The organism is Streptomyces sp. NPDC044106 (assembly GCF_056433985.1).
This window is the reverse complement of sequence record NZ_JBWKFZ010000010.1, coordinates 343,435-356,770: the sequence shown is the minus strand read 5'-3', so window position 1 is coordinate 356,770 and position 13,336 is coordinate 343,435. Positions and strand designations below refer to the sequence as shown.

Below are 13,336 nucleotides of genomic sequence, written 5' to 3'. Positions count from 1 at the left end.
GCCCCGGTGGCGCTTGACAGGCAGTACCATCCGGTGCCGTAGACGGGGGGGGACGGGATCGTCTGGGCACGCCACTCGAGCCAATCACCCATCCCTTCCGCCCCCACCTCTCCTTCCTTCTCGTCGACGAAGACCCCAAGAACATCGTTCAGACGACCCAGATCGTCGGTGGTTGGCCGCCGCTGCACTTGGTCGCCGACGCGGACGAACCTCCACGAGGCGTCGCTCACCAGGCTCCGAGAGTGCTTCATCGTCGCGCTGCTAGCGCGCGCCGCCGAGTGCGACGACATGGCCCAGGGCCTACCGCTCGACAAAGCAACGATCGGCTTCTAGTGTCCTGAGTCAGAGATTCGTCGGCAGTATGAGGCCAGCGACTCGAGGATCTGGTCGGCGATCTTCGTCCAGACGAACGGTTTGGGGTCTTCGTTCCATGAGTCGATCCAGGTGCGGATGTCCTTCTCCAGCGCCTGGACTGATTTGTGGACCCGCGCCGTATCCGCTTGTTCGTCAGCTCCGCGAACCACCGCTCGACCAGGTTCAGCCAGGACGAACTCGTGGGCGTGAAGTGCATGTGGAACCTGGGATGGGCCAGCAGCCACTTTTTGACCGCCGCGGTCTTGTGGGTCGCGTAGTTGTCGCAGACCAGGTGGACATCGAGTTCTCGCGGGAGCTCCCTGTCGAGTTTGGCCAGGAAATTCTTGAACTCTTCAGCCCGGTGGCGTCGGTGGAGCGACCCGGTCACCTTGCCGCTGGCCGCGTCGAACGCCGCGAACAACGTGGTGGTGCCGGCACGGATGTAGTCGTGGTGGCCCGCTCCGGGACCCCGGGCATCATCGGCAGCACCGGCTGGGACCGGTCCAGCGCCTGAATCTGCGACTTCTCGTCCACACACAGGACCAGGGCCCGCTCCGGCGGGTCGAGATACAGCCCCACCACGTCGTGGACCTTGTCGACGAAGAACGGGTCCGCGGAGAGCTTGAACGTCTCCGAGCGGTGCGGCTGCAAGCCGAAAGCCCGCCAGACCCGTGAAACGGTCGACTGCGACAGTCCCGTCTTCTTCGCCATCGACCGCGTCGACCAGTGAGTGGCATCCCGCGGCTTCGACTCCAGCGTCCGGGCGATCAGATCCGCGACCTGCTCGTCCATCACCGTGCGCGGCTGGCCAGGACGCGGCTCGTCCGACAGCCCATCGAGACGCTCCGACAGGAACCGCCGACGCCATTTCGACACGGTGTCCCGGGACACCCCAACCCGCGCCACACCGCAAGCGTCGACACGGGAAAGCCGTCCTCCCCAACGTCGTCGCAGGCCAGGACCACACGAGCCCGCATCGCCATGTCCTGCGCGGACTTACGCCGCCGCACCCAGCCCTCCAACACCGACCGCTCGGCATCGGTCAGATTCAGCGGCGCAAGCTTCGGTCCCGGACGCGTCATAAGCTAACTCCACGACCACCTTATGGCCCGCATGGGATACGTATAGCGCGCCGGACCAGGAGATGGCCCGCGCGGTGCGACGTGAGGAGACCGTGAGGGCCGTGACGGGCGCGTCTGCCGCCAAGATCTCACTGATCGGGCCGCTCCAGCGGATCGCCGAGCGGCTCGACGTGCGACAGAACGGCCCGGTCACGCCCCCGGTTCTGGCGTCGGACCCACCGGAATACAGCAGCCGACGCCCTCGCCAGTGAGTAAACTGCCGGAATTCCCGCGTTGGCGGGTTGGGATGTCAAGCGCCTTCTTCAACTGTGCGGGGACCTGGCACGCTGCGGACACTGCTCAGCGGCCACACCGAAAGAGCCAGCGATGTTGGCGTGGCTGAAAGAGCGCCGTTGACGCCAGCGCGAACTTATAATATCTTTTTCCAGAGTTAATTTTTGAACCAAGCGCATACATCAATTTGCGTTGAAAGGCATCCATTTAAAATGAAGAGACTTCGCGCGGCGCTAGCGATCGTCGGCCTACTGGCAACGTCCCTGGTCGGCATCAGTGCATCCACCGCCAGCGCACAGCCGCTTCCCTGCGGACTGCAAATCGGACCGAATGTTTCTGACGGCAAATTGTCCGCCGTGAAGAATTTTAAGCTCCGCTCCGGCTTCTCGTCCCAGTGTGACGTTATATCTTTTGTACCCAAGGGTAAGACCCTATACCTCTGGTGCTACGTCTTCAACCGACAGGGCAATCAGTGGTTCCGCGTCCGCATTGCGGGCACACATATAGTGGGTTGGGCCTACACGGACAACGTTCGCTGGGAATCGGGAGGCCTTGACCGCTGCCCGGCACTTTAACCGGACGTAGTTGAGAACTCCTGCAGCAGGCCCATCGCACTGAAATCACGGCTTTTCGGAGGCGTAGCTGATGCGCATGCCACAGAAGTGGCCATCACGCCCGCAACATCATTGAGGGCATTATTCCTACGTGGGCTCGAAGTGTCACATCACCGCCGCGTCGAAGGTGCAAATTCTGACCGTGAAGTGAATGTGTCCCCTTGCTTAATCGTGGACATCTCATTGACCTATGCGGAACACGAGCAGGGTACGCACCTCATCACTCCAGGTGCGCCCGGACCTTGTTGAGGTAGGTACCGACTAGGTCGGTAAGGAGCGCTTCGGCGCTTTCCGCCTCGGCCAGCGCGGCTGATCCTGTTTGGCCTCGCACGGCCCCTCGCCCTTCCGGGCGGGGGGCCGTTGTCGTACAGTCCCTCCCCTACGCACCACACCTGACGCACCGTCAGTTCACTGGGGAGGCAGGCCTATGCGGCTCGGGCTCGCACTCGGCTACTGGGGGCGCGGCCCCGACCCCGGGCACGTCGCCCTCGCCCAGGAGGCCGAGCGGCTCGGCTACGACTCCGTGTGGACCGCCGAGGCCTGGGGCTCCGACGCCTTCACCCCGCTGACCTGGATCGCATCGCAGACCTCGCGTATCAAACTGGGCACGGCCGTCGCGCAGATGGCGGCCCGCTCCCCCGTCACCACCGCCATGCACGCCCTCACCCTCGACCACCTCTCCGGCGGGCGGCTGATGCTCGGACTCGGGCTGTCCGGGCCGCAGGTGGTCGAGGGGTGGTACGGCAGGCCCTTCCCGAGGTCGCCGCTGACCGCGACGCGCGAGTACGTCGAGGTGATCCGTCAGGTCCTGCGGCGCGAGGGGCCGGTGGAGCTGGCGGGACGGTTCCACTCCCACCCGTACACCGGCGAGGACGGCACCGGAATCGGCAAGGCCCTCAAGCCGATCACCCACCCCCTCCGCGCCGACCTGCCGGTCCTGCTCGGCGCCGAGGGGCCCAAGAACATCGCGCAGACGACACGGATCGCGGACGGCTGGCTTCCGCTGTACTGGTCGCCGCTGCGGGCGGATGTGTACGAGGCGTCGCTCGCCGACGTCCCCGAAGGGTTCCTGATCGCACCCATGGCGCGCGCCAAGGTCTGTGACGACGTCGCCGAAGGACTGCTCCCCGTCAAGGCCATGCTCGGCTTCTACATCGGCGGAATGGGTCACTCCGCCCGCAACTTCCACGCCGACCTGATGGCCCGCATGGGGTATGAGGCCGAGGCCCGGCACATCCAGAAGCTCTTCCTCGCGGGGCGCAGACAGGAGGCGGTCCGCGCCGTGCCCGACGCCTTCGCCGACGAGATCTCCCTGGTCGGCCCGCGCGCCCGCATCGCGGAACGGCTTGAGCTGTGGCGCGAGGGGCCGGTCACGGACCTGCTCGTACTCGCGCCGGACCCGCACACCCTGCGGGTCCTGGCCGAGCTGAACTCCTAGGAACGCGTCAGCCCTTGCTGAGTTCGCCCGCCGACGGCACCTTGTCCTTGACGTCCGCGCCCGCGCTGCTGCCCGCGCCCTTGACGTCCTTGATGATGTCGTCGAAGGAGTTCACCACCGAGTCCGTGCCCTCGCCCTTGCGGAGCTTGGAGGGGAGGTCCTTCAGGGCGTCGATGCCGGACGTCAGCGGGGCCACCGCCTTGGCGAGGGTCGGGTCGCCCTTCGCGTTCTTCGACGCGGCCTTCAGCCTGTTGTACGTGAACGCTCCGGCGAGGCCCGCCTTGACCAGGGCGAACTTCCGGCCGTTCGCGCCCTTCTTGAACTTGCCCGCGCGGTAGGGCTTGACGATCCACTGGTAGGTCGCGCCCGCGGCGAGGCCCGCGTTGGCCACGAAGCGGGTCTTGGCGAACTTCTGCTTCTCGGCGCTGCTGCTGGTGGACGGCGCGGACGCGGTGGCGGTGTCCTCGCCGCTGCCGCCGCAGGCCGTCGCACCGGCCAGCAGGGTGCAGCAGAGCGTGAGGGAAACTCCGGCACGGTGGACGGTTACGGTGCTGGGCACGGCGGGGCCTCCAGGCGTGGGCTGAGCGGCGCGCGGGGGCGCGCGGACCTGCTCGCACCCTCACCCGGCCCGCCGTGCCCCGCCACCGGGGTGGACCCGAACGGGTTTCGAACGGCGGCTTCCCCGGTACCCGGCCTCCATGTCTCCCACACGGCACTCCAACGGCAGCACCGCGGGACGGGTCATAGCACTCGTCGCCGACATCATGGCCGCGATACTCGGCCTGTGGATCCTGATGTACCTGCTGGACGCGAACCGGGCCAACGACCTCGTCCAGTTCATCCACGACGCGGCCCGCTGGCTGGCCGGCTGGTCCCACGACCTGTTCACCTTCGACGAGGACTGGGCCAGGGTCGTCGCGGGCTACGGCCTGGCGGCCGTCGTCTACCTCCTGGTCGGCCACGCCCTCGCCGGACGCCTGCGCCGCTACTGAACCGCGGCGCAGCAGTCCGGGTCGAGGCCCCGCGGCAGCCGGTCGCCGGAGAACACGGCGCAGGTCGCCTCGTCGCCGCCGAGCGCCGCCACGGCGAGAAGCAGTGAGCCCGCCGTCCAGGTGGTGAGTTCCTCGGGCCACAGCGCCTTGTCGTCGAAGACGTAGCCCGTCCAGTACAGGCCCGACTCGGCGTCGCGCAGGTGCTGGATGGACTGGAGGATCTCCAGGGCGCGGTCCGACTCGCCCGTCATCCACAGAGCGAGGGCGAGTTCGGCGCTCTCGCCGCCGGTGACCCACGGGTTGGGCACCACGCAGCGCACCCCGAGGCCGGGCACCACGAAGCGGTCCCAGCCCTCGGCGAGCCGGGACTTGGCCTCTTCGCCGGTCAGCGCGCCGCCGAGGACCGGGTAGTACCAGTCCATCGAGTAGCGGTCCTTGTCGAGGAAGCGCTCGGGGTGGCGGCGGATCGCGTGCGCGAGGGCGCCGGCCGCCAACTCCCAGTCGGGCTGGGCCTCGTCGCGCTGCTCGGCGATGGCGAGGGCGCAGCGCAGCGCCTGGTGGATGGAGGAGGAGCCGGTCAGGAGCGCGTCGGTGACGGGCGTGCCGTCGGCCTCCCGCTTCCAGCCGATCTGCCCGCCGGGCTGCTGCAGCGCGAGGACGAACTCGACGGCGCCGACGACGGCGGGCCACATGCGGTCAAGGAACCCCTCGTCGCCGGTCGAGAGGTAGTGGTGCCAGACGCCGACGGCGAGGTAGGCGCAGAAGTTGGTCTCACGGCCGCGGTCGGTGACGTGGTCCGGGTCGCCGTCCGCGTACGCCGCGTACCAGGAGCCGTCCGGGTTCTGGTGGCGCGCGAGCCAGTCGTAGGCGCGCTCGGCGGCCGCGTGCTCGCCCGCCGCGTCGAGCGCCATCGCGGCCTCGGTGTGGTCCCACGGGTCGAGGTGGTGGCCGCGGAACCACGGGATGGCGCCGTCCTCGCGCTGCACGGCGAGGATGCCGCGCACCGTCGCGGCGGCCTGATCGGCCGTCAGGACGCCGGGCAGGATGAGGTGTTCGGTCCGCTCGGGGCTCGTCACTTGGCGTCCGCCGCGGCGTCGGCCGAGGCCTTCGGCAGGTGCGGCTTGGTGGCGTAGGCGACGAAGCTCTTGCCGACCACGGGGTTGAGCAGCTGCTCGGCCACGCGCGTCGCGAGGGGCTTCTTCATGATGTCCCAGACCAGGAGCTTGTGGTACGCGCGGACGGGCAGCGCCTTGTCGTTGTCGACGCCGAACGCGCACTTGAGCCACCAGTACGGCGAGTGCAGGGCGTGCGCGTGGTGCGTGCCGTACGGCTTGAGTCCGGCTTCCCTCATCCGTCCGAGCAGCTCGTCCGCCTTGTAGATGCGGATGTGGCCGCCCTCGACCTCGTGGTAGGCGTCGGAGAGGGCCCAGCAGACCTTCTCGGGGCCGTAGCGCGGGACGGTGACGGCGATGCGGCCGCCGGGCTTGAGGACGCGCACCATCTCCGCGAGGACGCCCTTGTCGTCGGGGATGTGCTCCATGACCTCGGAGATGATCACGACGTCGAAGGAGGCTTCGGGGAAGGGGAGGTTGAGGGCGTCACCCTCCATGGCCGTGGCGGTCGCGCCCACCGGGGCCTCGCCCGCCTCCTTCATCGCGGCGAACCACTTGGCGACCTCGCTGATTTCCTCGGCGTTCCGGTCGAGGGCCACCACCTGGGCGCCGCGCCGGTAGCACTCGAAGGCGTGCCGGCCCGCGCCGCAGCCCAGGTCGAGCACGCGATCGCCGGCGGCGAGCGGGAAGCGGGTGAAGTCGACGGTCAGCACGTGGCCCTGCTTTCGGGGTGAGGTCCTGCAACTTCGGGGGTGGCCGTGGCCGTGGCTGCGGTCGCGGTCGCCGGGACGGCGTGGCCGCGGGCGACCGCGCGGGCGGCGCCCTGTCCGGCGGAGCAGTCGATCGCCGCGCGGTAGAGCTCGGCGGTGCCCTGGGCGGCGCGGGCCCAGGTGAACTTGGCGAGGACGCGCGCGCGGCCCGCCGCGCCGAGCCTGGCCCGCAGCCCGGCGTCGCCGAGGAGCCGGTTCAGGCCGATGGCCAGCGCCCCCGCGTCGCCCGGCGGCACCGCGAGGCAGGTCTCGCCGTCGGGCCCCGCGACCTCCGGGATCGCGCCGCCGGTGGTGGCGAGGAGCGGTGTGCCGGTCGCCATCGCCTCGGCCGCGGGGAGCGAGAACCCCTCGTACAGCGAAGGGACGCAGGCGACCTGCGCCGAGCGGACCAGGTCGACGAGCTCGGCGTCGGTGATGCCCTTGACGAACTCGACGGCGCCCGCGAGGCCGTGCCGCTCGATGGCCTGGGCGACGGGTCCGTCCTCGGCGCGTTTGCCGACGACGACGAGGTGGGCGGCGGGGTGTTCGGTGCGCGTCTTGGCGAGCGCCTCGATGAGGAAGACCAGGCCCTTGAGCGGGACATCGGCGCTGGACGTCGTCACGATCCGGCCCGGCACCTCGGGGACCGACGGGTCGGGCGAGAAGAGGTCGGTGTCGGCGCCGATGTGGACGACGCTGATGCGGTCGTCCCGTACGCCGAGGTGGTCGACGATCTCCTGGCGCGAGCTGCCGGAGACGGTGAGGACGGACGGCAGGCGGCGGGCGACCCGCTTCTGCATGCGGGTGAACGCGTACCAGCGGCGGACTGACATGCGGCGCCTGAAGTCGGGCGCGGCGTCCAGCTCCAGTCGGCGGTCGACGGTGATGGGGTGGTGGATCGTGGTGATTAGGGGCGCGCCGAGGTCGCCGAGGAGGCCGTAGCCGAGGGTCTGGTTGTCGTGCACGACGTCGAACTCGCCGCGGCGGGCGCGCAGATGGCGCCGGGCGCGCAGGCTGAAGGTGACGGGCTCGGGGAAGCCGCCGGTCCACATCGTCGCCACTTCGAGGGCGTCGACCCAGTCGCGGTACTCGTCGCGCCTGGGGGTGCGGAAGGGGTCGGGCGAGCGGTAGAGGTCCAGGCTCGGCAGCTCGGTGAGCTTGAGGCCCGTCAGCTCCTCGCCCTCGTCGAGGACGGGGTAGGGCTGCGCGCCGATGACCTCGACGCTGTGGCCGAGCTTGGCCAGTTCGCGCGAGAGATGGCGTACGTAGACGCCCTGTCCCCCGCAGAACGGGTTCCCCTTGTACGTGAGGAGGGCGATGCGCAGCGGGCGCTCGCCGTCGCGGCCGGGGCCCTTGCGGGGGCCTGCCTCCATGGCCTCAGCGGTCACTCTCGGCCCCCTTCTTCCTGCGGTTCTCCGCGAGGTTACGCCGGGACGGTAATCTAGAACAAGTTTCAGACTTGATCGCCGAATGATCGCCGAATGAATGCCGAATGATCGCTGGACGAGCCTTGAATCTACCGGCAGGTAGGCGAGGTGTAAGGCCCGGATCAGGTGATTCGCGCCACGACGGGCTCCCTGCCATGCTGTGCGATCTCGGGAGGCGTTTTCCAAAGGGGCATCGACATGACAGCGGAAGCCAAGGCGGCGAACCCGGCGGCGCCGCCCCTCACCGAACGCCAGGAGGCGCGCCGCCGCCGCATCCTGCACGCGAGCGCCCAACTGGCCAGCAGGGGCGGCTTCGACGCGGTGCAGATGCGCGAGGTCGCCGAGGCGGCGGGCGTCGCCCTCGGCACCCTCTACCGCTACTTCCCCTCCAAGGTCCATCTGCTGGTCGCCACCATGCAGGACCAGCTGCAACACATGCACACGACCATCAGGAAGCGCCCGCCGGCCGGTGAGTCACCCGCAGAGCGGGTCGCCGAGACGCTGATGCGGGCCTTTCGCGCGCTGCAGCGCGAACCGCATCTGGCGGACGCGATGGTGCGGGCCCTGACCTTCGCGGACCGCTCGGTGAGCCCCGAGGTCGACACGGTCTCGCGGCTGACGACGGCGATCATCCTGGACGCGATGGGCCTGGAGCGGACACCGACCGCGCAGCAGCTCTCCGCCGTCCGGGTCATCGAGCACACCTGGCACTCCGCGCTGATCACCTGGCTCTCCGGCCGCGCCTCGATCGCCCAGGTGAAAATCGACATCGAGACGGTGTGCAGGCTCATCGACCTGACGGCGGAGCCCGGACGCCGTGCGGCGGAGCCGAGGACGTAGTACGCCGAACCCCCCGGACGGCATCGCATCGTCCCGCCGTCTGCCGCACAGGGGGCGCACAGTCGTATGGCAAATGCGCCCCCTAACTCCCCCTTGGCCAGTTCTCTGCGTCACGAAGGGGGTACTCACCGCTATGAATGATCCTGCGTGCTTGAACGAAGCAACCGGAGCGGGGAGCTGGAGGGGCAGAGCGTGATCCGGGTCCTTCTCGTGCACGACGCCTGTCTACTGCGAATGGCTCTGGCGGAACAACTCGCCCGTGAGCCGGATCTGGAGGTGTTCCACGCGCCGTGGTCACAAGCGCGCGGCCGTCAACGCAGTGTGAGGCCGGACTTGTGCGTGGTCGACCTCGACGACGAGGCGGCCTGCGCGATCATCCCGCTCGGCGAACTGACCGGGCCCTCGGCACTGGGGAGGGGGTGCCGAGTACTGGTGCTCGCCACCGCCAACCGCCCCGGCCAGTTGCGGCGGGCGGCGGAGGCGGACGCACTGGGCTATGTGAACAAGGCGAGCCCGCCGGAACGGCTGCTCGCCGGGATCAGACAGGTGGCGGCCGGCCAGCGGTTCGTCGACGAATCACTGGGTTTCGGCTTTCTCAAGGCGGCTCAGATGCCGCTCACCCGTAGGGAGTTGAGCGTTCTGTCACTCGCCGCCGGGGGCGCGTCGGTCGCCGAGATCGCCAGCAGCCTCCATCTGTCCAACGGAACGGTGCGCAACTACATGGCCGCGATCACCCGCAAGACCGGGGCGCGGAACAGGATCGACGCCATACGGATCTCGCAGGGCGAGGGGTGGGTGTGAGGTGGCGCTCCGCCCCCTCCAGTCGCCGGCGCCATTGAGGTCCCGGTAGAGAGGCGAACGCTCCATCAGCTCGTCGTGCCGCCCGCACAGGGCGTGCGCTCCGTCCATCACCAGGACGCGGTCGGCACGGCGGGCCGAGCTGATGCGGTGGGCTATCACCACCAGAGTGCCGCCCGGGCGGGCCGCGAAGGCCCGCTCGGCGCGCGACTCCGCGACCGGGTCGAGATGACAGGTCGCCTCGTCGAGGACCGCCAGCGGGGCGGCCGACAGGTAGGCGCGGGTCAGCGCTATCAACTGCCGCTCACCTGCCGATAGTTCAGCGGGTACGAGTTCGGCGTCGAGGCCCCCGAGCCGCTCGGCGAGCGGGGCCAGGCCGACGGCTTCCACGGCGGTGAGCATCTCCGCCTCAGGGACCTGGTCCGCCCGCAGGTAGCACAGGTTGTCGCGGAGCGTGCCGGTGAAGACATACGCCTCTTGAGGGATGAGCACACTCCGCGCCACGGCGCCCGCGCCGCGCACCGGGCGCCCGTCGACACGGACGTCTCCCGCGTCCGGCACGAGGAGCCCGGCGACAATTCCGGCCAGTGTCGACTTCCCGATACCGCTGGGTCCGACGACGGCGAGGTGCTCGCCCGGGGCGAGGGTGAGCCCCAGATCGCGCAGGACGGGTTCGGCGTGCGGGCCGTAGGCGAAGGTGAGGGAGGAGAGGTGGAGGGCGGGGGTGGGCGTGGGGGCGGGGGCGGGAGCAGGTGCGGGTACGGGGGCAGGTGCGGGTACGGGGGCAGGAGCGGGTACGGGGGCAGGAGCGGAGGCGGGTTCGGCAGGGGAGAGCCCGGTGCCGCTCCCGGTCTCCTCCCCCGGCCCCCCGGTCGCTTCCGGCGCGTCCCACGTCAGGCGGCGCAGCACGATCGCCAGGCGGGAGCCGCTCGCGCCCAGGCCGTTGACCAGGTTGTGCAGGGCGGGGAGCAGCGCCTGGGTGACGTAGGCGAGGGCGCCGACCAGGGCGCCCGGCGTCACTCCGCGGTCCAGGAGCCAGGGGGCCGCGGCGAGGAGCAGGACGAGCGGGAGCTGGCCGCCGACGGCGAGGGACGCCGTGCGCAGGATGCCCCAGCGGGCCAGCGCGCCGGCCGTCGCGTACTCGCGGGCGACGCCCCGGTCCAGGTCCTCGGCCATGTCCTGTTCGGCGCCGGCCGCCGCGACGTCCCGCAGCCCCGGGCAGACGACGCCCAGTTGGCCCGCGAGCTGCTCGTCCGCGACCAGGAACTCCTCCTGCCGCCGGGCCAGCGGGCGCAGCGTCGCCACGAACAGGGCGATCCCGGCGAGGAGCGGCGGCAGCACCACCACGAGGAGGAGTGGGTCGAGCGAGAAGAGGCCGACCAACGCGCCTGCCGCCGTGAAGACGAACGAGCGGGAGACCATCACCAGGCCCGCGAAGGTGTCCCTGGCGATCTCCACCTGCTGGGTGAGCCGGGACACGGCGGCGCCGTCCGCCTCCCGCAGGCCACGGCCGACGACCTGCCGCACCAGTGTGTCCCGCAGGGGCTCCACCAGGTCGGCGACCGCCCGGTAGACCTGCCCGGTGCCGTACGCGGCGATCACCACGCCGAGCGCGGCGGCGCCCAGCCAGCCGAGGCCGACCGCCTCGTGCCCGTCGAGGAAGCCGTCGTCCAGGGCGTGCGCGAGGGCGTACCCGGTGAGGAAGGTCTGGCCGGTTTCGAGGACGGACCAGACGGCGAGCCGCAGCACCACCGGCCACCTGCGCCACAGGAACCGGAGACCGCGACGGTACGGGCCCCGCCCGGAGGGACGGTACGGGCCTCGCCCGGAGGTCTGCCTCACGCGCCGAACACCTCCCGGTACTCCGGGCGTTCCCACAGTTCCGCATGGGTGCCCACCGCCCGGATCCGGCCCTCGTGCAGCCAGGCCACCGCGTCCGCGCGGGCCGCCGTCGCCGCGCGGTGGGCGATGATCAGGCGGCTGCGGTGCGGGGTGTGGCGGAGCAGGGCCTCGGCGATGTGGTGCTCGGTCACCGTGTCCAGGCTCGACATCGCGTCGTCGAGGATCAGGAGCCGCCCGCCGCGCGCGAACGCCCGTGCCAGGCCGAGGCGTTGGGCCTCGCCGCCGGAGAGGGGCGCGTCGGCGCAGCGGGTGTCGTAGCCGTCGGGGAGCCGGGTGACGAAGGTGTCGGCGCGGGCGGCGCGGGCGGCGTCGCGGATGCGGTCGGGTGCCGGGCGCGGGGCGCCGAAGCCGATCGTGTCCCGCAGGGTCTCGCCGAGCAGCGCGGGCCGCTCGAAGGCGTACCCGATCTCGCGGCGCAGCTCCTCGCGGCCGAGTGAGTGCAGCGGGACGCCGTCGAGGCGTACGACTCCCTCGTCGGGGTCGGCGAGGCGCCCCGCGAGGGCGGCGAGCAGTGATTTGCCCGCGCCGGAGCGGCCCACGACGGCGACCGTGCCGCCCGCGGGCACGGTCAGGTCGACGCCGTCGAGCACGGCGCGCCCGCCGCGTGTCGCCCTGACGCCGCGCAGTTCGAGGAGGCCTCCCCCGGCGGGCAGTCGCTCCTGCCCGTAGGCGGTCCCGGGCTCGGCGAGGACCTCGCTCAGGCGGCGGGCGGCGGCCCTCGCGCGGACCAGGGCGCCGAGCTGTCCGACGAGCATGCCGACGCCGGTGGCGAGCACCGCGTACCGGGAGGCGGCGAGGAGGTCGCCGACGCTGATGCGGTGGTGGAGCACCAGGTGGCCCGCCACCGCGGCGACCGCGATCTGCAGGAGCGGGGCGACGGCGACGGCCTGCGCCTGGGAGCGGCCCTGGACCCGCCACATCCGGTGGCCGTGGCGGCTGAGGTCGGGCAGCGGCCGCAGGACGCGCGCCGCCTCCTTGTCCTCGGTGTGCGCCGCCGCGATGGTCCGCGCCCCGCCGATGGCCTCGCCGAGCCGTCCCGCGATGTCCCCCTGGACCTGCTGGTAGCGGGCCACGCAGTCGGAGGAGACCCGTACGAACGCCCGGAGCAGCAGGAAGAGGACGGGTGCTCCGACGACGAAGACGACGGCGAGCAGGCCGTCGACGAGGGCGAGGGCGATCACCGCGCCGACGGGGGTGACCAGGGCGGCGAGGACGGCGGCAAGGGTGGCGGGCGCGACGCCCGCGTGCGCCGCGTTGTCGATGAGGCGGGCCACCAGATCGCCGGGGGCGAAGCGCGCGGTGGTGCGGGGTCCGACGGCGAGCACGTGGCGTACGACGCGCCCGCGCAGCCAGGCGGTGGTGCGGGCGTTGGTGGTGCCGGTGAGGGCGCCTTCGACGGCGTCGAGGAGGGCGCTCGCGCCGACCAGGGCCGCGCACAGGAGGACCCAGCGGGTGGCGTCGGGGTCGTCACGGCCGCTCAGGTGGCCGGTCAGGACCGCGTCGAGGGCGTGGCCGATCGCGAACGGCAGGCCCAGGGTCGCGGCCGAGCCCGCGACGGCGCACAGGGCGAGGATCGCGCAGCGGGCCGTGCTGTAGCGGGTCGCCGAGGCCAACAGGCGCGTGTCGGCGTCCGGTTGTCGTGGGCGGGGGGTCGTCGTCGCCATGCGGTGCGGGTCTCCGTCGCCTCGTCGGGGCCCGGGCCTCGCGGCCCTGGGCCGGGTCCGCAAAGTCACGCCTGCCCGGCGGTGGTGGCAC

The 13,336-nt window shown here is 71.0% G+C and carries 9 protein-coding genes and 2 pseudogenes; 4 read left to right on the top strand and 7 right to left on the bottom strand.

The genetic code is table 11. From position 1 onward, the window contains the following. Window positions 1–329 precede the first annotated feature (329 nt). Window positions 330–1,436: pseudogene (locus AC07DI_RS20665) on the bottom strand (IS630 family transposase). Window positions 1,437–2,750: 1,314 nt separating this feature from the next. On the opposite strand from AC07DI_RS20665, the gene AC07DI_RS20660 reads away from it, so the two are divergent. Continuing rightward, window positions 2,751–3,761 (top strand): LLM class F420-dependent oxidoreductase, encoded by a 1,011-nt coding sequence (locus AC07DI_RS20660; protein ID WP_478905533.1) that lies wholly within the window; start codon window positions 2,751–2,753, stop codon window positions 3,759–3,761. A gap of 7 nt (window positions 3,762–3,768) precedes the next feature. On the opposite strand, the gene AC07DI_RS20655 is transcribed toward AC07DI_RS20660, so the two are convergent. Further along, window positions 3,769–4,320 carry a hypothetical protein gene (locus AC07DI_RS20655; protein WP_478905532.1) on the bottom strand — a complete coding sequence of 184 codons (552 nt, stop codon included), beginning with the start codon at window positions 4,318–4,320 and terminating at the stop codon, window positions 3,769–3,771. Between the two features lie 139 nt (window positions 4,321–4,459). Here AC07DI_RS20655 and AC07DI_RS20650 point away from each other — a divergent pair, with 139 nt between their 5' ends. Further along, window positions 4,460–4,753: a hypothetical protein gene (locus AC07DI_RS20650; RefSeq protein ID WP_478905531.1), complete on the top strand. Its 294-nt coding sequence runs from the start codon at window positions 4,460–4,462 to the stop codon at window positions 4,751–4,753. On the opposite strand, the gene AC07DI_RS20645 is transcribed toward AC07DI_RS20650, so the two are convergent. Genes AC07DI_RS20645 through AC07DI_RS20635 form a run of 3 tightly spaced genes read right to left on the bottom strand, consistent with a single transcriptional unit; the run spans window position 4,747 to window position 8,002 of the window. After that, window positions 4,747–5,829: a prenyltransferase/squalene oxidase repeat-containing protein gene (locus AC07DI_RS20645; RefSeq protein ID WP_478905530.1), complete on the bottom strand. Its 1,083-nt coding sequence runs from the start codon at window positions 5,827–5,829 to the stop codon at window positions 4,747–4,749. The two genes, AC07DI_RS20650 and AC07DI_RS20645, sit on opposite strands and share 7 nt — an antisense overlap. Further along, on the bottom strand, window positions 5,826–6,578 hold the full coding sequence (locus tag AC07DI_RS20640) for a class I SAM-dependent methyltransferase (RefSeq protein WP_478905529.1): 753 nt from the start codon (window positions 6,576–6,578) through the stop codon (window positions 5,826–5,828). The genes AC07DI_RS20645 and AC07DI_RS20640 overlap by 4 nt, the downstream gene beginning before the upstream one ends. Next, window positions 6,572–8,002, bottom strand: a complete 1,431-nt coding sequence (locus tag AC07DI_RS20635) for a glycosyltransferase family 4 protein (protein WP_478905527.1) — start codon at window positions 8,000–8,002, stop codon at window positions 6,572–6,574. The genes AC07DI_RS20640 and AC07DI_RS20635 overlap by 7 nt, the downstream gene beginning before the upstream one ends. Before the next feature lie 237 nt (window positions 8,003–8,239). Between AC07DI_RS20635 and AC07DI_RS20630 the strand changes: the two genes are divergently transcribed. Both AC07DI_RS20630 and AC07DI_RS20625 read left to right on the top strand, forming a co-directional pair. Continuing rightward, window positions 8,240–8,881, top strand: coding sequence for a TetR family transcriptional regulator (locus AC07DI_RS20630; RefSeq protein ID WP_384256780.1), 642 nt, complete (start codon window positions 8,240–8,242; stop codon window positions 8,879–8,881). Window positions 8,882–9,115: 234 nt separating this feature from the next. Beyond that, window positions 9,116–9,598, top strand: a pseudogene (locus AC07DI_RS20625) (LuxR C-terminal-related transcriptional regulator); the annotation flags it as partial. On the opposite strand, the gene AC07DI_RS20620 reads toward AC07DI_RS20625, so the two are convergent. Then, window positions 9,524–11,521: an ATP-binding cassette domain-containing protein gene (locus AC07DI_RS20620; RefSeq protein WP_478905525.1), complete on the bottom strand. Its 1,998-nt coding sequence runs from the start codon at window positions 11,519–11,521 to the stop codon at window positions 9,524–9,526. The pseudogene AC07DI_RS20625 and the gene AC07DI_RS20620 overlap by 75 nt on opposite strands. Continuing rightward, window positions 11,518–13,245, bottom strand: a complete 1,728-nt coding sequence (locus AC07DI_RS20615) for an ABC transporter ATP-binding protein (protein ID WP_478905523.1) — start codon at window positions 13,243–13,245, stop codon at window positions 11,518–11,520. The genes AC07DI_RS20620 and AC07DI_RS20615 overlap by 4 nt, the downstream gene beginning before the upstream one ends. Window positions 13,246–13,336: the final 91 nt, after the last annotated feature.

Bases quoted from the DNA above. Each gene is read 5' to 3' on its own strand.
- AC07DI_RS20660 (WP_478905533.1), top strand. From the start codon at position 2,751: ATGCGGCTCGGGCTCGCACTCGGCTACTGGGGGCGCGGCCCCGACCCC.
- AC07DI_RS20650 (WP_478905531.1), top strand. From the start codon at position 4,460: ATGTCTCCCACACGGCACTCCAACGGCAGCACCGCGGGACGGGTCATA.
- AC07DI_RS20630 (WP_384256780.1), top strand. From the start codon at position 8,240: ATGACAGCGGAAGCCAAGGCGGCGAACCCGGCGGCGCCGCCCCTCACC.
- AC07DI_RS20615 (WP_478905523.1), bottom strand. From the start codon at position 13,245: ATGGCGACGACGACCCCCCGCCCACGACAACCGGACGCCGACACGCGC.